Annotated in this window: 15 protein-coding genes; 8 read left to right on the forward strand and 7 right to left on the reverse strand. The window is 34.7% G+C overall.

Annotated elements, in window-relative coordinates:
* Positions 1-255 precede the first annotated feature (255 nt).
* The 3 genes from EMTOL_RS18870 (at position 256) to EMTOL_RS18880 (ending at position 5,021) form a co-directional block, all read left to right on the forward strand.
* Positions 256-1,992, forward strand: coding sequence for an LTA synthase family protein (locus tag EMTOL_RS18870; protein ID WP_305953277.1), 1,737 nt, complete (start codon positions 256-258; stop codon positions 1,990-1,992).
* Between the two features lie 177 nt (positions 1,993-2,169).
* Positions 2,170-3,600, forward strand: a complete 1,431-nt coding sequence (locus EMTOL_RS21960) for a C1 family peptidase (protein WP_015030927.1) — start codon at positions 2,170-2,172, stop codon at positions 3,598-3,600.
* A 386-nt stretch (positions 3,601-3,986) separates the two neighbouring features.
* On the forward strand, positions 3,987-5,021 hold the full coding sequence (locus tag EMTOL_RS18880) for a glutamine synthetase beta-grasp domain-containing protein (RefSeq protein WP_015030928.1): 1,035 nt from the start codon (positions 3,987-3,989) through the stop codon (positions 5,019-5,021).
* 158 nt (positions 5,022-5,179) lie between these two features.
* Here EMTOL_RS18880 and purL read toward each other — a convergent pair whose 3' ends face one another.
* The gene (gene purL, locus EMTOL_RS18885) at positions 5,180-8,896 is read right to left on the reverse strand and encodes a phosphoribosylformylglycinamidine synthase (protein ID WP_305953299.1); all 3,717 of its coding nucleotides are present in this window, start codon (positions 8,894-8,896) and stop codon (positions 5,180-5,182) included.
* A 299-nt stretch (positions 8,897-9,195) separates the two neighbouring features.
* On the opposite strand from purL, the gene mtaB reads away from it, so the two are divergent.
* Positions 9,196-10,527, forward strand: a complete 1,332-nt coding sequence (gene mtaB / locus EMTOL_RS18890) for a tRNA (N(6)-L-threonylcarbamoyladenosine(37)-C(2))-methylthiotransferase MtaB (RefSeq protein ID WP_015030930.1) — start codon at positions 9,196-9,198, stop codon at positions 10,525-10,527.
* Between the two features lie 48 nt (positions 10,528-10,575).
* Here mtaB and EMTOL_RS18895 read toward each other — a convergent pair whose 3' ends face one another.
* From EMTOL_RS18895 to EMTOL_RS18920, 6 genes are all read right to left on the reverse strand, one after another.
* Positions 10,576-11,205 carry an L-threonylcarbamoyladenylate synthase gene (locus tag EMTOL_RS18895; RefSeq protein ID WP_015030931.1) on the reverse strand — a complete coding sequence of 210 codons (630 nt, stop codon included), beginning with the start codon at positions 11,203-11,205 and terminating at the stop codon, positions 10,576-10,578.
* 49 nt (positions 11,206-11,254) lie between these two features.
* Positions 11,255-12,598 (reverse strand): amidohydrolase, encoded by a 1,344-nt coding sequence (locus tag EMTOL_RS18900; RefSeq protein WP_015030932.1) that lies wholly within the window; start codon positions 12,596-12,598, stop codon positions 11,255-11,257.
* A gap of 117 nt (positions 12,599-12,715) precedes the next feature.
* Positions 12,716-14,044 carry a galactokinase gene (locus EMTOL_RS18905; RefSeq protein WP_015030933.1) on the reverse strand — a complete coding sequence of 443 codons (1,329 nt, stop codon included), beginning with the start codon at positions 14,042-14,044 and terminating at the stop codon, positions 12,716-12,718.
* A 62-nt stretch (positions 14,045-14,106) separates the two neighbouring features.
* The gene (locus EMTOL_RS18910) at positions 14,107-15,285 is read right to left on the reverse strand and encodes a thiolase family protein (protein WP_015030934.1); all 1,179 of its coding nucleotides are present in this window, start codon (positions 15,283-15,285) and stop codon (positions 14,107-14,109) included.
* Positions 15,286-15,317: 32 nt separating this feature from the next.
* The gene (locus tag EMTOL_RS18915; protein WP_015030935.1) at positions 15,318-16,544 is read right to left on the reverse strand and encodes a sugar MFS transporter; all 1,227 of its coding nucleotides are present in this window, start codon (positions 16,542-16,544) and stop codon (positions 15,318-15,320) included.
* A 68-nt stretch (positions 16,545-16,612) separates the two neighbouring features.
* Positions 16,613-17,956: a Gfo/Idh/MocA family protein gene (locus EMTOL_RS18920; protein ID WP_015030936.1), complete on the reverse strand. Its 1,344-nt coding sequence runs from the start codon at positions 17,954-17,956 to the stop codon at positions 16,613-16,615.
* Positions 17,957-18,240: 284 nt separating this feature from the next.
* Between EMTOL_RS18920 and EMTOL_RS18925 the strand changes: the two genes are divergently transcribed.
* The 4 genes from EMTOL_RS18925 (at position 18,241) to EMTOL_RS18940 (ending at position 21,185) form a co-directional block, all read left to right on the forward strand.
* Positions 18,241-18,708, forward strand: coding sequence for a 6-pyruvoyl trahydropterin synthase family protein (locus EMTOL_RS18925; RefSeq protein ID WP_015030937.1), 468 nt, complete (start codon positions 18,241-18,243; stop codon positions 18,706-18,708).
* Positions 18,689-19,369 carry a GTP cyclohydrolase I FolE gene (folE, locus tag EMTOL_RS18930; protein WP_015030938.1) on the forward strand — a complete coding sequence of 227 codons (681 nt, stop codon included), beginning with the start codon at positions 18,689-18,691 and terminating at the stop codon, positions 19,367-19,369. Before EMTOL_RS18925 ends, folE begins: the two co-directional genes overlap by 20 nt.
* Positions 19,370-19,427: 58 nt before the next feature.
* Positions 19,428-20,129, forward strand: a complete 702-nt coding sequence (locus EMTOL_RS18935; protein WP_015030939.1) for an SDR family NAD(P)-dependent oxidoreductase — start codon at positions 19,428-19,430, stop codon at positions 20,127-20,129.
* A gap of 126 nt (positions 20,130-20,255) precedes the next feature.
* Positions 20,256-21,185: an SPFH domain-containing protein gene (locus EMTOL_RS18940; RefSeq protein WP_015030940.1), complete on the forward strand. Its 930-nt coding sequence runs from the start codon at positions 20,256-20,258 to the stop codon at positions 21,183-21,185.
* Positions 21,186-21,222 lie beyond the last annotated feature (37 nt).

Here is a 21,222-nt window from a genome sequence, read left to right on the forward strand (position 1 = left end):
AGAGTTTTTTTGATAATTATTGGGACAAAATTCTTAAAACCCTTTCTTTTAGCGATTTAGGTCATTGAAAGAATCAAAGAATTTTCAATTTTCAATTCTTATCTTATATTTGGGCTAAATTAAGCAAATCAAAGCAATTAAATGAAAGAACGCTTACAATTTCTATTAATTTATTTTTGTTTCTGGGTTATATACTTTTTGAGTGCAAGAGTAATATTTTTGAGTTATCATATTGAAGATACAAAATTATTAACATTGGAAACTGTTTGGGGAATCTTTTGGAATGGAATTCGAATGGATTTTTCAATGTCGGGTTATTTATCAGTGTTACCTTTTTTATTAGTTACCATTTCAAACTTTATCAAAAAAAGTCGGCTTGAAAACTGGATTTTCTCCTACACTTTTGTTGCAGTTTTCTTTATAACATTAATTGTCGTAATTGACCTTCAGGTTTTCAATACTTGGGGTTATAGACTTGATGCAACCCCATTGTATTACTTAAAATCTCCAAAAGAAGCTTGGGCATCTGTTAGTTCTTCTCCACTCTTGCAATTATTTATTAGTTTCATAATTTTACTTATAATTGCCTCATATATTGTATACAGAATTATAACACGAAATATTGATAACTGGAATTACATTGATAATCTACCTTTTATTCCTATTTCAGCCTTCTGCTTAATTGCTTTGATAATTCCAATTCGCGGAAGTTTGGGTATTGCACCAATGAATCAAAGTACAGTTTATTTTTCAAGTAATAATTTTGCTAATATTTCCGCAGTTAATGCTCCTTGGAATTTTATGAGTTCGATTGTAAATGGTACTTACGACAAAGTTAATCCATATACATACTTACCGAAGGAGACCTTGACAGATGCCATAAAAAAACTGTATGTCAACTCTAATTCTACTCAAAATATACTTAGGAAAGATTTGAAAAAGCCCAATGTGATTTTTATTATTTGGGAAAGTTTCACTAAAAAAGCAACCGAACAGAAAATTAATGGAGAAGAAGTTACGCCAAACTTCAATGCCCTAAAAAAAGAGGGAATTTATTTTTCTAACATTTATGCGAGTGGTGACAGAACTGATAAAGGGCTTCCTGCCATTTTGAGTGGATATCCTGCACAACCAACCAAATCTATCATTACTGAACCCAATAAATCAGCAAAGCTACCTGTATTGAGCAAAGATTTTGGAAATAATGGTTATACAACTGCATTTTACTACGGCGGTGAAACCGATTTTGCTAATATAAAATCGTATTTGTTTGAAGCAGATTTTCAAAGAATTGTGAGTAAGCAAGATTTTGACCCTAAAGATTGGAATTCCAAGTGGGGAGCACAAGATGGAGCGGTATTTACTCGTTTTTTGAGTGAACATGAAAAAATAAATCAACCATTTTTTTCTACTTTACTTACATTAAGTAGTCATGAGCCATTTGAAGTGCCAATTCAAACTAAATTTGTTGGCGAAGACGAACCTTCAAAGTTTATGAATGCCATGTATTACGCAGACCAGTCTTTGGGTAATTTTATTTCAGACGCAAAAAAACAATCTTGGTGGAATAATACGCTTATTGTAATCGTTGCTGACCACGGCCACAGAATTCCTGAAACAGGGAAAAAAATTGATGATTTTAAAATACCAATGCTTTGGTTGGGTGGGGCACTTGAAAAAACTGGAATTGAAGTCTCAAATGTTGGTTCACAAATAGATATTGCTTCAAGTGTACTTCGTCAAGCTGGTATAAACGCCTACGCTTATAACTGGAGCAAGAATATTTTTGATAATAAAGTAAAACCTTGGGCCTTTTTTTCATTTAATAATGGCTTTGGTTATGTGAAGCAAAATTCAATTGAAGAGAAATATTTGATTTTTGATAATATCGGTCAAAAAATAATTCAAAAAAAGGGTACTATCACAAACATAGAAATTGATGAAGGAAAGGCATTAATGCAAAGAATGTTTCAAGACTACCTAGATAAATAGTTTTTATTAATTTTTAATTTCAAAGCCTACTATTTCCCACATTTTTAGCTTACTTTCAATTCCACATACAATAAATCAAAATCCACAATTAATTGGATAATTTATTTCTGCACTTTTCTGTACAATAAAACAATTTTTTCCCAACCTGTGCTATCAGCACACAAAAAACTCTTGATTATGAAATTAAAATTTGACCAAGGCAACGGCGAAAGAGTCGTTCAAGGTTATCAGTATTTGGCTCCAAGTTCAAATGCGGAGCGTTACCGTGTATCTTCAAAATTAAAAGATGCCAAACTTCCTGCAAAAGTTGATTTGAGAACTTTCATGACTCCCGTAGAGGACCAAAAACAATTAAGTAGCTGTACGGCTAATGCTGTTGCGGGTGCATATGAGTATTTAATAAAAAAATATTTAAGTAAAAAAGCATTCGATGTTAGTAGATTATTTATTTACTATAATGCTCGTTTACGATCTGGTGGTCCGATTAAAGATTCAGGTAGCCATATTCAATATGCCGTAGATAGCTTGATGAAATTAGGAGCTTGTAAAGAAGATACTTGGCCCTATGAGATTAATAAAGTCAATGAAAAACCCAATGAAAAATCTTATGTGTCAGCTTCAGATTTTAAAATAGAAAATAAAAAATTGATACCTGTTAAACTTGATGATTGGAAAAGTGCTTTGGCAGAAGGATTCCCAATTGTTTTTGGTGTAGCATTGTTCGATTCTTTCGACCATTGTAATAAAAATGGTGGTGTTGTACCTATGCCAACTCCAGATGAGGCTTCAAGAAATGCTCATGGGCTACATGCTATGTTGTGTGTAGGTTATTCTGACGTTGATGAAATGTTTATTGTACGAAATTCGTGGGGAGAAAAATGGGGTGATAAAGGATATTGTTATATGCCTTATAAATACATCATTAATAGCAAGTTAAATATAGGAGATAGCTGGATTTTTGGTCGTTCCACGCCAATTCCAGATTCAGATGAAACTTGGATTGATGATAAAAAATCAGTCATAAATGATGGTAAAGGCTATGATAAAAAGAATTTTGATATCTATGATTCAAAAGATTACAAAAATTTTGATGCCCTTCAGGATATTGAAGTTATTGAGTATGATGAAGAAGAACCAGAAGAATATAGTGAACTTGAATATGAAGGTGAGGGAGAATATGATGAGATTTTAGATGAATATGAATCTCAATTTGAGGATGAAGAGGAAGAATACGACGAAGACGAAGAGGAGGAAGACGAAGAGGAGGAAGACGAAGAGGAGGAAGACGAAGAGGAGGAAGACGAAGAGGAGGAAGACGAAGAGGAAGAAGACGAAGAGGAAGAAGACGAAGAGGAAGAAGACGAAGAGGAAGAAGACGAAGAGGAAGAAGACGAAGAAGAGGAAGAAGAAGAGTACGACGAAGAAGAGGAAGAAGAGGAAGAGGAAGAAGAAGAAGAGGAAGAAGAAGAGGAAGAAGAGGAAGAAGAAGATTACGACGAAGAAGAGGAGGAGGAGGAGGGTGAAGAAGACGAGGAGTACGAAGAAGAGGCCGAAGAGGAAGAAGAGGAAGGTGGTGAAGAGGAAAGCTCTGAGGAAGAAGAAGAGTAACAAAAAGGCACGGATTTAAAGATTCCGTGCCTTTTTTGTTTTTATGAATTTCTATGAATATTAATATCTTTATAAAATGATAGTTTTTCGGTATCTTGGTTTAATTTTAAGTATATATACTCTCTAAAATATTAAATACTTAAAATGTTGGTTTAAATTTGAGTATTTTTATAGATTAAAATTAAAAAATATCAAGAAAGTGCCTTCGATTTATTCTTGGAAAAATAACAAAACCTAACAAATCGAATAAAAAGTTGTACTTTATAAAGAATTTAGAATATTTCACTAAAATAATTGCCTTTTAAAGAATATTGTATTGTTTTAGTTCTATATATTTGTATCATATTCTTTGATTGATAACCGCAATACATTAAAAAATTACAACAATGGCAAACGTTCCAGTAGCAAAATTAGAGTACATTTGGCTTGATGGTTACAAACCTACTCAAAGCCTTCGCAGCAAAACCAAAATTGAGAGAAACTTTAGTGGTAAATTAGAAGATTGCGATATGTGGTCGTTTGATGGTTCTTCAACTCAACAAGCACCAGGCGGTTCTTCTGACTGTTTATTAAAGCCAGTTTTCATTTGCCCAGACCCAACTCGTTTAGGTGCAGGTTTTCTTGTAATGTGTGAAGTTTTAAATGCTGATGGAACTCCACATGAGTCTAACGGTCGTGCTACTATCGATGACGAAGACAATGATTTTTGGTTCGGATTTGAACAAGAATATTTCTTGTGGAATAATGAAACAAACAAGCCTGTAGGTTTCCCAGCAAATGGTTACCCAGCTCCTCAAGGTCAATACTATTGTTCAGTGGGTGCAGCGAATGCATTCGGACGTGAAATGGTTGAAGAACACCTAGAAGTTTGTTTACAAGCAGGTTTGAACATTGAAGGTATCAACGCTGAGGTTGCTGCTGGACAATGGGAATTCCAAGGATTTGCTAAAGGTGCAAAGCAGGCAGGTGATGAAATGTGGGTTGCACGCTATTTATTAGAAAAAATCGGTGAAAAATATGGTATCTCAATCAACTGGCATTGTAAGCCTCTAGGCGACACTGACTGGAATGGTTCAGGTATGCACGCTAACTTCTCAAATACAATTCTGAGAACAGCTGGTAAAAAAGAAATTTATGATGCAGTTTGTGAAGCTTTTGCTCCTGTAGTTAAAGAACACATCGCAGTATATGGTGCAGATAACCACTTACGTTTAACAGGTAAACACGAAACACAGTCAATTGATAAATTCTCTTATGGTGTTTCTGACCGTGGTGCTTCAATTCGTATTCCGATTGCAGCTGTTCAAAAAGGATGGAAAGGATGGTTGGAAGATCGTCGTCCAAACTCTGCTGCTGACCCATACAAAGTTGCAGCTCGTATCATCAAAACTGTTAAAAGTGCAGTTATTCCTGCTCTATAACAACAAAGACTTTTTTTCGAATAATATTTTGTTCACAAAGCCCCATGACAATGTCGTGGGGTTTTTGTATTTATGATGAATTTAACTAATCAAGAAAAAAGAATGGCGGCAAGATATTTCCCTTGCCGCCATTATGATGTTATTTAACTTGGATTTAATTATTTATTTCTTTCAATCCATTTTCTTGCATTAACAAAAGCTTCTAACCACGGTGAAACCTCGTCATTTCTATGGTCAGGGTAGTGTGCCCAGTTCCATGGGAATGTAGAACGCTCAATATGAGGCATCATCACTAAATGACGACCAGTTTTATCGCACATCATAGCTGTATTGTAATCTGAGCCATTTGGATTGGCTGGATATTCGGAATACCCGTATTTTCCAACAATATTATATTTGTCTTCTGAATAAGGTAGACTGAACTTCCCTTCCCCATGTGAAACCCAAACACCTAAAGTTGCCCCTTCAAGGGTAGAAAGCATTATTGAATTATTTTTTTGAATGGTAACTGAAGTAAAAATACTTTCGTGTTTGTATGAGTTGTTGTGGTGTAATTTGCCATGAATTTCATGTTCTGGATTTATCAGTTCCAATTCCATCAATAATTGACAGCCATTACAAATACCAACAGACAAAGTATCTTCACGCTTGAAAAAGTTTTTAATAGCGGTATTGGCTTTTTCATTATACAAGAATGCACCTGCCCAACCTTTCGCCGAACCTAAAACATCAGAATTTGAAAATCCACCCACAGCACCTATGAATTGGATATCCTCTAATGTTTCTCGTCCAGAAATTAAGTCAGTCATGTGAACATCCTTTACATCAAAACCTGCTAAATACATTGCATTTGCCATTTCACGTTCAGAATTACTGCCTTTTTCACGGATGATTGCAGCTTTCGGTCTTGGCTTTGAGGAATCGATTGAAGGCTTTTTGCCATCAAATTGTGTTGGGAAATTGTATCTGAGAGGTTGATTTTTATAGTTTTTATACCTTTCAGCTGAAACACCATTTTGTGTTTGCTTAGAGTCTAATAAGAATGAAGTTTTAAACCAAGTATCACGAAGTTGGGCAATACTGAAACTAAAACTATCTTCAAAGTTTTTAATTGAAATGTTGCTACTTTCGATTACTGAACCAATTTTTTGAATTAAAATGCCATTTTTTTCAAAATCTGATTCAATTGTTGTATCTGCTTGGAAAACAATCGCTATATTTTCATTGAATAAAGTTTTGACAGAATCTTTTTCATTCAAGACTGTAAGGTCAATATTAGTAGCTAAGTTATTATCTGCAAAACACATTTCTAATAATGTAGTTATTAAACCACCGCTTCCAATATCATGCCCTGCATTAATTTTTCCTTCTTTGATAAGGTTTTGGAATAAATCAAAAGCTTTTTTAAAGTAAGTAGCATCATTTACAGTAGGTACTTCATTACCAATTTTATTAAGTACTTGTGCCAATGAACTTCCACCCAATTTGAAAGAATCATTTGATAAATTTAGATAATAAATATTTCCACCATTTCTTTTCAAAACTGGCTCAACTACTTTTGAAATATCTGAACAATTGCCACCCGCAGAAATTATAACTGTTCCCGGTGCAATTACTTCTTCATTTGGATATTTTTGCTTCATAGAAAGTGAATCTTTACCCGTTGGTATATTGATTCCTAGTTCTATGGCAAAATTTGAACAGCCTTCAACAGCCTCGTATAAACGTGCATCTTCTCCTTCATTCTTACAAGCCCACATCCAGTTTGCAGAAAGTGAAACTGACTTTAAGCCATCTTTTAAAGGTGCAAAGACAATATTTGAGAGTGCTTCTGCAATGGCATTTCTTGAACCCGCAACTGGGTCAATCAATGCTGTTAGTGGTGAATGACCTATGGAAGTAGCAATGCCTTCTTTCCCTTTGAAATCAAGTGCCATTACACCAACATTATTCAATGGTAATTGTAATGGACCAGCACATTGTTGCTTGGCTACTCGTCCGCCAACACAGCGGTCAACTTTATTTGTCAACCAATCTTTACATGCAACTGCCTCTAATTGAAGTACTTGATTCAAATAATTAGGTATTTCAGTCACTGAATAATTGAGACCTGCGTAACTACGTTCTACTTTTTTATCATCCATGATGAATTTAGGAGAACTTCCAAACATATCTGAAATTGCAAAATCCATTGGTTTTGCACCAGTTGATTTTGATTCAAACGTAAAACGATGATTTCCAGTTATTTCTCCAACTTCATACATTGGTGAACGCTCTCTTTCCGCAACTCTCTTCAGCGTTTCTATATCCTTTTCACCAATCACCAAGCCCATACGTTCTTGCGATTCGTTACCAATTATTTCTTTTGCAGAAAGGGTAGGGTCTCCTACTGGTAATTTATCTAAATCAATTAAGCCACCGGTTTCTTCAACTAATTCTGATAAACAGTTCAAGTGACCACCCGCACCGTGGTCATGTATAGAAACAATTGGATTTTCATCACTTTCTACCAAACCTCTAATGGCATTTGCTGCACGTTTTTGCATTTCTGGATTTGAACGTTGAATTGCATTTAATTCAATGCCCGAGCCAAAAGCACCAGTATCTGCCGATGAAACTGCAGCACCACCCATACCAATGCGGTAGTTTTCTCCTCCTAAAACCACAATCTTATCACCCACGCTTGGCTTCAATTTCTTAGCTTGGCTCTCTTTGCCATATCCAATTCCACCAGCCATCATAATTACTTTATCAAAACCCAATTTACGGGCATCTTCTTCGTGTTCGAAGGTAAGCACTGATCCAGTGATGAGAGGTTGTCCAAATTTATTTCCAAAATCTGATGCACCATTTGATGCTTTAATCAAAATATCCATTGGGGTTTGATACAACCATTTTCTTTCAGCCATTCCTTTTTCCCATGGACGAGTTTCTTCCAATCTTGAATAAGAAGTCATGTAAACGGCAGTTCCAGCTAGTGGCAGTGCCCCGATTCCACCAGCTAAGCGGTCACGAATTTCACCACCAGAACCAGTTGCAGCACCATTGAAAGGTTCAACTGTTGTAGGGAAATTGTGAGTTTCTGCTTTTAATGAAATGACAGAATCGAATTCCTTTTCAGAGTAAAAATCAGGTTTATCGGCACTTTTTGGGGCAAATTGGGTTACTTTTGGACCTTTAACAAAGGCAACATTATCTTTATAAGCTGAAACTATATCGTTTGGATTGGTTTCAGAAGTCTTTTTAATTAGCTTGAATAAAGACGAGGATTTGGTTTCGCCATCAATGATAAATGTACCATTGAAGATTTTATGACGACAGTGTTCAGAATTAACCTGAGAAAATCCAAAAACTTCAGAATCAGTTAATTTTCTACCTAATTTTTGTGAAAGATTATTAAGGTAAGTTACTTCTTCACCACTTAAAGCTAAACCTTCTTGTTTATTATAAGCCTCAATATCATCAATTTCAATGATTGGTTCAGGCTTAATGTTAATTGTGTAGATAGATTGATTTAATTGCGAATATTTTTGCGAAAGCATTGGGTCGAAATCGCTAAAATCAACTTCAATTGCTTTGAATTCTTCAATTCTGATGATTCCATTGATACCCATATTTTGGGTAATTTCTACGGCATTTGTACTCCAAGGAGTAATCATCGCAGCACGAGGGCCAACAAAATAGTCGTTTAATGATGCATCACTATTGTTAACTATTGTGTATTTGTGTTCTAATTGACTGTTAAAGAGCCAAAGTAGTTTTTTGATGTCTTCATTTGAAAGGTTGTTTTGCGTTTGTACCGCATATACAATGTCAGATTGATTTGCATTCTGATGGTTTCCGAAGAAATGAATCATTTTTGTGCTATTTTGTATGTAGAAGGTTTTGAAAACGCAAAATTAATTGAATTAAGCGAAGAAAGCGAGAAATAAAACATTTGAAAAATTCAAAAAGTAATAATTAAAGATAGTTTATATTTCTTCTTGAAATAATCCAGTTCTTTTTTTGGGAAGACTTAGCTTCAAGCGAAGGCTTCTTTAATATTTATTTTTTTGTTATTTAATTGAAAATTAGTTTTTCTACTGAAAACGAACTGTTTTTTAGCTAACTTTGTAGTTTTAATGGGAAAAGGAGGTCTTCGCTTCAAGCGGAGACTTCCTTAATTATCGAAAATATGAAGAAAGTAGCTTTTTATACATTGGGTTGTAAATTAAATTATTCTGAAACCTCAACGATTGGACGTATGTTTGAAGGTCGTGGTTATCAGAAAGTTGAATTCAATGAAAAACCTGATATTTTCATTATAAATACTTGTTCGGTAACCGAAAATGCTGACAAGAAATGCAAAAAAATTGTTAAAGAAGCTAACAGAATCAATCCTGATGGATATGTGGCTATTATTGGGTGTTATGCTCAATTAAAACCTCAAGAAATTTCAGAAATCGAAGGGGTAGATGCTGTTTTAGGAGCAGCAGAAAAGTTTAGATTAGTAGATTTGTTGGGAGATTTTGTGAAATCCCCCAAACAGTCAAATGATAAAGCGATTGTTTTTAATTCAAATATTGAAGAGGCAATAGATTATCATACGTCTTATTCATTAAATGACCGTACAAGAACATTTCTTAAAGTTCAAGATGGTTGTGACTACCCTTGCTCATATTGCACTATTCCATTGGCAAGAGGCAAAAGTCGTTCGGATTCTATTGCTAATGTAGTGAAAGCAGCCAAAGAAATTGCCGAAAGTGGAGTCAAAGAAATTGTTTTAACAGGTGTAAATATCGGTGATTTTGGGCTTCAAAATGGTGTAAGAGTTGAAACTTTCTTTGATTTGATTAAAGAATTAGATGAAGTTGAAGGAATTGAACGATTCCGAATTTCAAGTATAGAACCTAATTTATTGACCGATGAAATTATTGAATTTGTGTCTAAATCTAAACGATTTGTACCTCATTTTCATATTCCATTACAATCTGGTTCAAATAAGGTTTTAAGTCATATGAAACGTAGATACAAAAGAGAACTCTATGTTGAACGAGTAAATAAAATCAAAGAATTAATGCCAGATTGTTGTATTGGTGTTGATGTAATTGTTGGGCATCCAGGTGAAACTGAAGAACTTTTCTTGGAAACTTATAACTTTTTGAATGAATTGAATATAAGTTATTTACACGTATTTACTTATTCAGAAAGACCTAAGACACACGCATTATCAATAAAACCAAGTGTGCCACAAGGAAAAAGAGCTGAGCGTTCGAAAATGCTGCATATATTGTCAGACAAAAAGAAAAGATTTTTCTATGAAGGGCAATTAGGTAAATCGTTTTCTGTCTTATTTGAAGAAGATATTGAAGATGGACAAATGCATGGCTGGACAGAAAATTATGTTAGAGTTACTGCCAAATATGACCCCATGCTAATCAATGAAACTAAACAAGTGAAACTTACTTCTATAAATGATAAAATGTTGGTTGAGGTTGAAGAAGTTGAAGAGTTTGTTGTTCATTAAAATCATTTTTGAATTCATGGTTTTGTATGTTAGACCATGAATTCAATTTTAGAGAAATTCACTTAAATCTCCTACACCTTCACGTATTACTTCAAAATCATCATCTACTGCTAAAACTACTGTTGATGGTTCAAGGCCACACCATCCTCCATCAATTATCATATCTACCTTATCAGCATTTTGCGAATAAATGACTTCAATTTCATTAGGATATTCCTGTATATCATCAATGTCATCTTTTACTGAGGTTGTGATGATTGGATTTCCCAACATTTCAATAATTTTTAATGGAATTTCATGGTCAGGAATTCTTATTCCAATTGTTTTTCGCTTAGTTTGAAGCGTTTTGGGTAAATCGCTGGTAGCAGGTAGGATGAAGGTAAATGGGCCGGGAAGAGCTCTTTTTAATAATCTAAAAGTATTATTTGAAACTTTCGCATAGGTTGAAATATTACTTAAATCATGACAAACAATTGAAAAATTATTGTGTTGCAGCTTAATACCTTTAATTTTACTTAATTTTTCAACGGCTTTTGTATTAAAAATATCGCATCCCATTGAATATACCGTATCAGTAGGGTATATAATAATTCCACCATTTTTTAGGCATTCTACTACTCGAATCAATTTTCTTTCGTCTAAATTCCCAGGATAAAGTTCAATTATTTCAGCACTCATACTACATTAAAAAAAAACCTCCCCAAAATTTGAGGAGGGTGTATTAAAATTACTTTTTAGCTTTTTTAACTGGAGTCTGATTATTTTTTGGAGCATTCATATCCATGTAATCAACAGTTAGATGTGCTAATGATTTTACACCTAATGTAAAACCAGATTCATCAATATAAAAATCTGGAGTATGATGAGGAGCTGGCGTTGTACTGCCTTTTGGTTTGCCACCTAAGAAAAAGAAAAATCCAGGTACTTTTTGTTGAAAGAAACTAAAATCTTCTGCCCCAGTTTGTACTGGTTGAACCTTAACATTCTCTTTTCCAGCAACTGCTTCAATTGAACCAATCATTTTTTCAGTTAATGCAGGGTCATTATAAGTAACAGGATAACCTGTATCAATCGTCACATCTGCTTTTGCACCTGCACTTTCAGCAATATTTGTAGCAATTTCTTTGATTCTGCGATGTACTAAGTCACGTTGTTCTGTACCAAAAGTTCTGATTGTACCTATCATATCAAGGTTTTCAGAAATGATATTTTGACGAATTCCACCATGAATTGCTCCAACAGTAACAATAGCAGGGTTTTCTGTGATATTTACATTGCGGCTAACAATTGTTTGTAAACCCATAACTATTTGAGAGGCTGTTACGATAGGGTCGATTCCAGACCATGGATTGGCACCGTGAGTTTGTTTACCTAGTATTTTAATACCCAATTGGTCAACAGCGGCCATGGTAGCACCCGGACGGTAACCAATTGTTCCTACTTCAGTAACCGAACTGATGTGTAAGCCAAAAACAGCATCTACTTTCGGGTTTTCCATTACACCCTCCATTACCATCAATTCTGCACCTGATTTACCATTTTTTAATAGTTTTGGGTCATAAACTCCTTCTTCAGCTGGTTGAAATAAAAATTTCACGGTACCTGAAAGATCGCTCTTCATTGAAGATAAAACCTCAGCTACACCCATAAGAATGGCTACATGTGAATCATGTCCACAAGCATGCATAACACCAGTCTTTTGACCATTGTAAACCGTATTTACAGTAGATTTAAAAGGGATATCAACTCTTTCTGTAACAGGAAGTCCATCCATATCAGCACGTAAAGCTACTACTGGTCCCGGCTTACCGCCTTTTAAAATACCTACAACACCAGTTACTGCAACGTTTTCTTGTACTTCAATGCCTAAAGAACGAAGATGCTCTGCTACAATTTTAGCAGTTCGAGTTTCCATATTACCTAATTCAGGGTTTTGGTGGAAATCTCTTCGCCACGCAATTACTTTCTTCTCAATCGCATCTGCTCCAGAATTAATTTTTGGTTTAAGGGCTGATTGCCCAAATGTAAGGCCATATGAAATACACAAGGCCGTGGTTAGGATTTTTTTCATTATAGTTTATATTAGTTTAGCTTGCTCAAAAGTAATGAAAATTAGCGTTTTATCTAAAGGAACACTAAAATTTACAAAACTTTAATGTTTATTTTAATGTACGTTTCCTAATTTGATTTACTCAAAAAAAACTAAGTTTTCTTGAGATGATATTTTTTTGTATTCAGCGAAAAGTTGTTTGGCAGAATTTAAACCTTTTGGTCCGTAAGCCATTAAACAAACAGTTCCACCACTGCCACCACCAGTTATTTTCGCACCATAAATACCATTTTCAGGTCCATAATTTCGAGCCATTGAAACAATTTTATCAGTCATTTCATTGCCTAAACCACAATTATTATAGCTCTCATGAGCTTGATACATCAACTCTCCTAAAATTGGTAATATTTCTTCGTAATTAGCTTCAGACAACGATTTTAATAATTGTTTGAATGAATTTACACGATAATTTTCATAGATAGGATGCTTAGTGCATGCTTTGATATTATAGAACGAATCTGGTTTTATCACAGATAGTTTATCTGTAACTACGCCAAAGTCATGTATAAAATCTTTACCATACATTGAATTTAGGCTTCGGGCAAAGTCTGATTCAAACTTTGATGGACTTATATTACTCAAAAAACCATTAAATGGTAATTCTTTGGAGTTAGAAGTTTCTAATTGTTTTTTGGTAATACCTAACTTTTGGGCGATAATTGAATATCCCATAAAGGCGGCAGTTCGAACTTCACCATAAGAGGCTCCGCTTACTGCATGTTTTACGCCACTATCAATGCCGAAGAAATGTAAATTTTCTGGGATTTCAACCAATTCATGAAGGACATCAGGTTGACACAAAATTGGAAGTAAATTGTTTGTATTTCCAAAATAAGAAGCTAATTGGTCCATTAACCCACATGGTGCACCAACAACAAGGTTTTCGGCCATTTGAGCAAATCTTGGAAGTTCAGTTCCAACAAGTTCAATTTTATATAGTTCTGTTAATGCTTTTAAAGTTGCTACCTCCAATGCTGCCGAGGAAGATACTCCTTTGCCAACGGGTACATCTGATTGAACTAAAATATCAAGTCCTCCAAGTTTGATTTTTTTCTCATTGCAAAGAACTAGATAACAACCGATTATGTAAGAAGCCCAATCTCCACCTTCAATATTTTTTAGGTATGACTTTGCCGACTCATAATCAGTAGGAAGCTCATCCAGGTCGATGTAAAGCTCATTTTTAGAATTTAGATTTAAAGTCTTTATGTGTAGTTGATTGTAATTCCTTATGGTAATCGTTACTGTTGCTTTTTGAGCAATAGATTTTTGTAAAACCAAAGAGCCGGAATAATCAGCAATTCCACCAATCACATCCATTCTGCCAGGTGAACTTGCTTGTACTAAATTTTGATTTGGACCAAAAAACTTTAATAACGTACTATTGGAATCTGAATTTACCTTCATTTTAATAGAAAAACCTTACAGAAATTAAATATTCTGCAAGGTTTAAATTTTGTTTATAAATATCAAATTTTTTCGATAATAATGGCACTAGCTCCACCACCGCCATTACAAATCGCAGCCATACCATATTTACCGTTGTTTTGTGCCAAAACATTTACCAATGTAGTAATGATTCTTGCACCTGAACAACCAAGTGGGTGGCCTAAAGAAACAGCTCCACCATAAATATTTAATTTGGCATGGTCAATTCCAAAATGCTTGGCAAACGCCATTGGTACTACGGCAAATGCTTCGTTTACTTCAAAGAAATCTATATCATTGATAGTTAGTCCTGCTCTTTTTAATGCTTTTTCTGCCGCAATAATTGGTGCCGTAGTAAACCATTCTGGTTCATGTTCACCATCAGCATAAGCAATAATTTTAGCAATTGGTTTTAGATTATTTTGTTCAACTGCATTACTTGAGGCTAAAACTAAGGCCGCTGCACCATCGTTAATGGTAGAAGCATTGGCTGCTGTGACAGTTCCATCTTTAGTAAAAACAGGTCGGAGCGTTGGAATTTTATCAAAATTCACATTTTTATATTCTTCATCCTCTGCAATTACTTTTACATTGCCTTTTCTATCAACTACCTCAACAGGGACAATTTCATTTGTAAAATTACCGTTTACCGACGCAGAAGCTGAACGTTTGTAAGATTGAATCGCAAAAGCATCTTGTTCTTCACGTGTAATTTCAAAGCTGGTTGCGGTAGCATCGGCAAAACAACCCATTGCTTTGTTGTCATAAACATTGGTCAGGCCATCCTTAGCTAATCCATCTATTAATTCGCCATTTCCGTAACCGTATCCATAACGTGCTTTAGCTAAGTAGAATGGAATTTGAGACATACTTTCCATACCACCTGCGACAACAATATCGTTTTGCCCTAGTTCGATAGATTGACTACCAAACATAACTGACTTCATACCAGATGCACAAACTTTGTTTATAGTGGTAACATTGGTTTTATTGCTTAAACCTGCACCTAAAGTCGCTTGTCTGGCAGGTGCTTGCCCCACATTTGCCTGACATACATTTCCAAATAAGACTTCTTCAACCTGATTTGGAGCTATGCCAGCTTTTTCTACTGCTGCCTTTATTGCGGTTGCTCCTAATTGAGGAGCACTTACGCTAGATAACGAACCACCAAAGCTTCCAATTGGTGTACGTACTGCTGAAATGATGAATGTTTGTTGCACTTTTTATTTGGTTTTATAAATTGATGATGCGATTACCAAGATTTCTTCTTGTAACCTAGCATAGCAAAATATAAAACAAACGCATAAAGTGGAATCAAAACTGCATACGCATTTTGAGCACTATGGAGGTAATCAACCATGGTTCCATAAACGAGTGGTAAAATTGCTCCACCCGCAATCATCATGATTAGCCATGCTGAACCTGTTTTAGTGAATTTACCAAGTCCATCAATAGCTAATGGCCAAATTGCTGGCCACATTATAGCGTTTGCCAAACCTAAAATTGCTATGCAAAGAACAGACGTGAAGCCTGAGGTTACCAACGCAAATATAGTAATGATTATACCAAATATTGAGGAAAGTTTTAGCCAAGTTTGTTGTGATACAAATTTTGGTATTAAAACGATTCCCAAAATATAGCCAATCATCATACACCATAGGGTATAGGTTCCAAATTGACTTGCTTCTTCACTTGAAAAGCCTAGTGAAATACCATAACTAATGATTGTATCTCCTGCAATTACTTCTACACCAACATAACAAAAAAGAGCAATAAGTCCTAAGACTAAGTTTGGAAATTCAAACACGCTGGTTTTAGTCGTATTACTTGAATTTTCCTCATTAGATTCTTGTTCCTCACTTACTTCTGGTAAACCTTTTGTCAATAATATGAGTACTGATAATGCAACCAAAACTGCTGTAAGAATTAAGTATGGAGTAATTACCTTTGCTAGTTGTTCTTTACTGGAAAGAGCAGCTCCCGCAACACTTCCTGCAAGCAAAATTCCACCAAAGATTTTTTGGCTAATAATTCCCGCTGTTTTATTTGCAATTCCTAAAATGCTAATTCTTTGTGCTGCACTTTCACGAGGGCCTAAAATTGTAGCGTAAGGATTAGATGCCGTTTGAAGTAAGGTTAGGCCAATTCCGATGGTAAATAATCCAACTAAAAATAATGGATAAGATTCACTTTTGGCAGCTGGTATAAAAATAAATGTTCCAACTGCCATGATGGCTAAACCAACTGACATTCCTTTTTTGAATCCTACCTTTTTCAATACAAAAGAGGAAGGAATGGCCATGACAGTGTATGAAATGAAGAAGGCAAATGTTACCAAATATGAATTAGCATTACTCAGACCAAAAGCACTTTTAAAAAATGAAATAAGTGTTCCATTTACCCATGTTACAAATCCAAATACAAAAAAGAGTAAACCAATAATGATGAGTGGGCCAGTGTAATTTTTATTTTCTTGCATAAAATTAAGTTTAGATTTTTGGTAATTAAAAAGCTGTAGTGATTTAGTTTTCACTACAGCTTCTTTTATCAATAATTATCGTCTAAGCCGAATATTCTTTTGTTAGTTTTCCATTTTCCTCTTGTAAAGTCTGGAATTTCAACTGGAGAACTGCCTCTAGCAATTGATAATTCTGATAATGGGCTAATAGCACTCCAAGCCGCAGCATCATAAACATCAATTGGTGGAGCAACTTTATTTTTTACAGATTCTATAAATGCTCTTAAAACAAAGAAATCCATTCCACCGTGCCCAGCGTTGACAGCGTCTTGCTCAAAGCGTTTCCATAATGGGTGGTCATATTCTTTTTGGTAATCTGCAAATGGCTCCCAAGTATCATGTTTTTTAGAAATTCCTTCTAAATAAATCGTATTACCATCATTCATCCAAATTCCTTTTGTTCCTTGAGCTCTAAAGCCTAATGAATATGGACGTGGACTACTTGTATCGTGAATAATTACGATATTTTCGCCATTGGCACATTGGATTGTTGTGGTTACTATATCACCCAACTTAAATTTTACTTTGGCATTTGGGTGATTTTCGCCTCCATTTTCAACTATATAATTATGTAAACCTCGAGATTTAGTAGCGGTTGAGGTAAGATATTCAAATTTATTCCCACGATTTATATCCATCCAATGAGCAACTGGTCCGAGTCCGTGAGTCGGATAGAGATCACCATTTCTATCAACCGAATGTTGAGTTCTCCATCTTGCTTCACTAAAGCCTTTTTCACCAAACTCTACGCCTTTGCCGTATGCCGATTTTCCATCATTCAATTTTACAAAACGTAAATCATGTTGATACCCACAATGACCGTAAATCATTTCACCAAACATGTTTTTGCGAACCATATTTAATACTGACATGATGTCTCTACGGTAGCAAACATTTTCTAAAATCATGCAGTGAGAACCAGTTTTTTCGAATGTATCAACTAAATCCCATGATTCTTGTAGAGTAACTGTAGCAGATACTTCAACACCAGCGTATTTTCCTGCTTTCATTGCTGCAACAGCCATCGGAACGTGCCATTCCCAAGGCGTAGCTATTACGATTCCATCAAGGTCTTCACGCTTTACATAATTTTCGAAATCTCTTTCTCCTTTCATGTAGGCAACCGGAATTTTTTTTCCAAACTTTTGGAATATTTTGTTAGCTTCGGCAATAGAGTTTGGGTCAATATCACAAATTGCAGGAATCTCAATATCAGAACGATATAGTGCTTGTTGGAGATGCGTACGCCCGCGTAAGCCAACGCCAATAAAGCCTAATCTAACTTTCTTATCTTCTTTTAGATTATTTTTTTTAGCAATAAAAGGAATGCTTGATGCCGCCAATCCCGTAGAAATAAAGTTACGACGATTCATTTTAGGTTGGTTTGAAGATGGTTTTGAATAGGTTTGAGAATAATTTGTTCAAATATAAAAATATTTTTTTATTGATTACCTTTTTATGAAAAATAAAATTTTAAAATTAGATTTTAATGAATAAAAATATTTTAATTGTATTTTTGGTAAAAATCAAGTTATATATTTTTTTTGAAAATTTCTTGAACAATTTGAAAAAGTCACTTGTTAATATTCTGAAACTGTTTCATTGAACGAATTCACCACCGTTCTAAGGCCAATGAGTGTTGTGCACAAACTTTGCAATGACTGTTGGTTTGATTAATTTAACTCATTATTACGCACGAATTTTGGAATATCAAAGGAAAAGGGTTGCAGTGATTCGTAAAGAGCACTTCAATGCTGCACATCGCTTACACAATCCAATGTGGAGTGATGAAGACAATGCTCGAATTTTTGGAAAATGTAACAATCCGAATTATCATGGGCATAATTATGACCTGATTGTTAGACTGTCGGGCGAGGTTGACCCAAAGACAGGATATGTTTTTGATTTGAAAATCTTAAGTGATTTGATAAAAGAAAATGTTTTAGAGAAATTTGACCACAAGAACTTAAATCTTGATGTTGAGGAGTTTCGTGAATTAAATCCTTCAGCTGAAAATATCGCTATTGTGATTTATGATATCTTGAGAGAAAAAATCTCGGCTGATTATGATTTAAAAATTACACTTTTTGAAACTGAAAGAAACTATGTCGAATATCCAATTTAAAGAAAATAACTTAGTGAACGAATTATTATTCGAAGACAACGACCATCCGTTTACGAAATTAGAAACTCCTCTTCGTGAAGATGCTTTTGATTTGAACGATGATGAAAAAATTGAGATTATTGAAAAGCATTTCAAGGAAATTATGCTTACACTTGGTCTTGATTTACAAGATGAGAGTCTAAGAGGTACACCACGCCGTGTTGCTAAAATGTATGTAAAAGAATTGTTTTCTGGCCTAAATCCCGAAAATGAACCAGCCATGACACTTTTCACTAATGAATATAATTATAGTGAAATGTTGGTTGAAAAGAATATTCAGTTCTATTCATGTTGCGAGCACCACTTTGTACCAATTGTGGGTAAAGTACATATTGCTTATATATCAGGTGGTAAAGTAATTGGCTTATCCAAACTTCATCGAATTGTCAATCATTTTGCTCGAAGACCCCAAGTACAAGAACGAATGACAATACAAATTGGAAATGCTCTAAAAAGAGCACTTATGACTGATGATGTAGCTGTTTACGTTGATGCCGACCACCAATGTGTATCTTCAAGAGGAGTAAAAGACCAAACAAGTTCTACAATTACAACCTTTTATGATGGTGCTTTTAGAAATGAAGAAAAACGAAGCGAATTTTTAAAGGTTCTTTCGATATAATTTCAAAACAATTCATTTGTTCGATGGTTAAATTTATAAATAACAAATCATCGAACAAATGTCTTTTCAAGGAAAAAATTACTTAATAGTTGGTGCAAGTTCGGGCATAGGCTTGTCGATTGCTGAAACACTTCTTTCAAATGGAGCAAATGTATTTACTGCTTCAAGAACACAACCTTCAATTTCAACTTCGCATTTTAATTGGGATGCTTCAGCACCAATCAATGAGGTCTTCAATAACTTACCAAGTACTTTAGACGGTTTAGTATATTGTCCGGGTACAATCAATTTGAAGCCTTTCAACAGACTTACTATCGAGGATTTTCAAAAAGATTTTCAAATTAATGTATTGGGAGCAATAAGTGTAATTCAAGCAAATATCAGTAGATTAAAATCGTCAGGAAATGCATCGGTAGTATTATTTAGTACAGTAGCGGTACAAACAGGTATGGGTTTTCATGCTTCGGTGGCCACTTCAAAAGGAGCCATCGAAGGGCTTACACGCTCTTTAGCTGCCGAATATTCATCTTCAAAAATTCGATTTAATGCCATTGCTCCTTCATTGACAGATACGCCTTTAGCAAAGATGTTACTTTCTTCACCCGAAAAAATTGATGCTTCAAACAAAAGGCATCCGCTGGGTAGGGTAGGCACAAGTAATGATATTGCCGCAGTTGCTAAACTTCTACTATCGAATGATGGCAGCTGGATTACAGGTCAAATATTGCACGTAGATGGAGGAATGGGTAATTTGAAGTAATTTTTAACTTATAAATATATTTTTTACAAAAAAGTCCTAAGAATTTACCATTTGTCAAGATTTTAGATTAGGTTGCTACTTTCAATTTACATTTGAATCAAAATTTCTAACTAAAATCGTAAAAAAATGGGAGCAATTATTTTTATTGTTTTTGTAGTAGTGATACTTTATTTATCAGTTGTGGTTGTTCAACAAGGTAATGTAGCTGTAATTACTGTTTTTGGTAAGTATAGTCGAATTATGACACCTGGTTTGAATTTTAAGATTCCGTTTATTGAATATGTCTTTAGGGTTATTTCAATTCAGAATCGTTCGGCCGAATTACAATTTCAAGCAATAACAAACGACCAAGCAAATGTTTATTTTAAAGCAATGTTGCTTTATACTGTCAAAGATAATTCTGAAGAAAGTATCAAAAACGTAGCTTTTAAATTTATTGACCAATCAAACTTTATGCAAGCTTTGGTTCGTTCAATTGAAGGTTCAATTCGTAGTTTTGTTGCTACCAAAAAACAAGCTGAAATTTTGGGTTTAAGAAACGAAATTGTAGTTGATGTCAAAGCTAATTTAGACCATGTTTTAAGCGACTGGGGCTATCATTTGATAGATTTGCAAATAAATGATATAACTTTTGATGAAGAAATCGTAAAATCAATGGCCCGTGTGGTGGCTTCAAACAACTTGAAAGCTGCAGCGGAAAATGAAGGACAAGCTTTATTGATTACGAAAACAAAAGGTGCAGAAGCTGATGGAAATGCTATTAGAATTTCGGCAGAAGCAGAAAGGGAAGCTGCAAGATTACGTGGACAGGGATTGGCTCAATTCCGTGAAGAAATTGCAAAAGGTATGGCGGTTGCAGCTGCTGAAATGGAAAAGGCTCATTTGGATCCATCGATTATTTTGTTTTCTCTTTGGACAGAAACCATTCGCCAAGTGGCACAAGATGGTAAAGGAAACGTTATTTTTATGGATGGTTCGGCAGATGGTTTTGATAAAACTATGAAGCAGATGATTGCAATGAATCAGAATTCAGAAAATAAAATGAAAGGGAAATAATAATTTTTCAATAAAAAGGGTGGTTAATTTAACCACC

It is taken from the genome of Emticicia oligotrophica DSM 17448, assembly GCF_000263195.1.
GTDB classification, from domain to species: Bacteria; Bacteroidota; Bacteroidia; order Cytophagales; family Spirosomataceae; genus Emticicia; species Emticicia oligotrophica.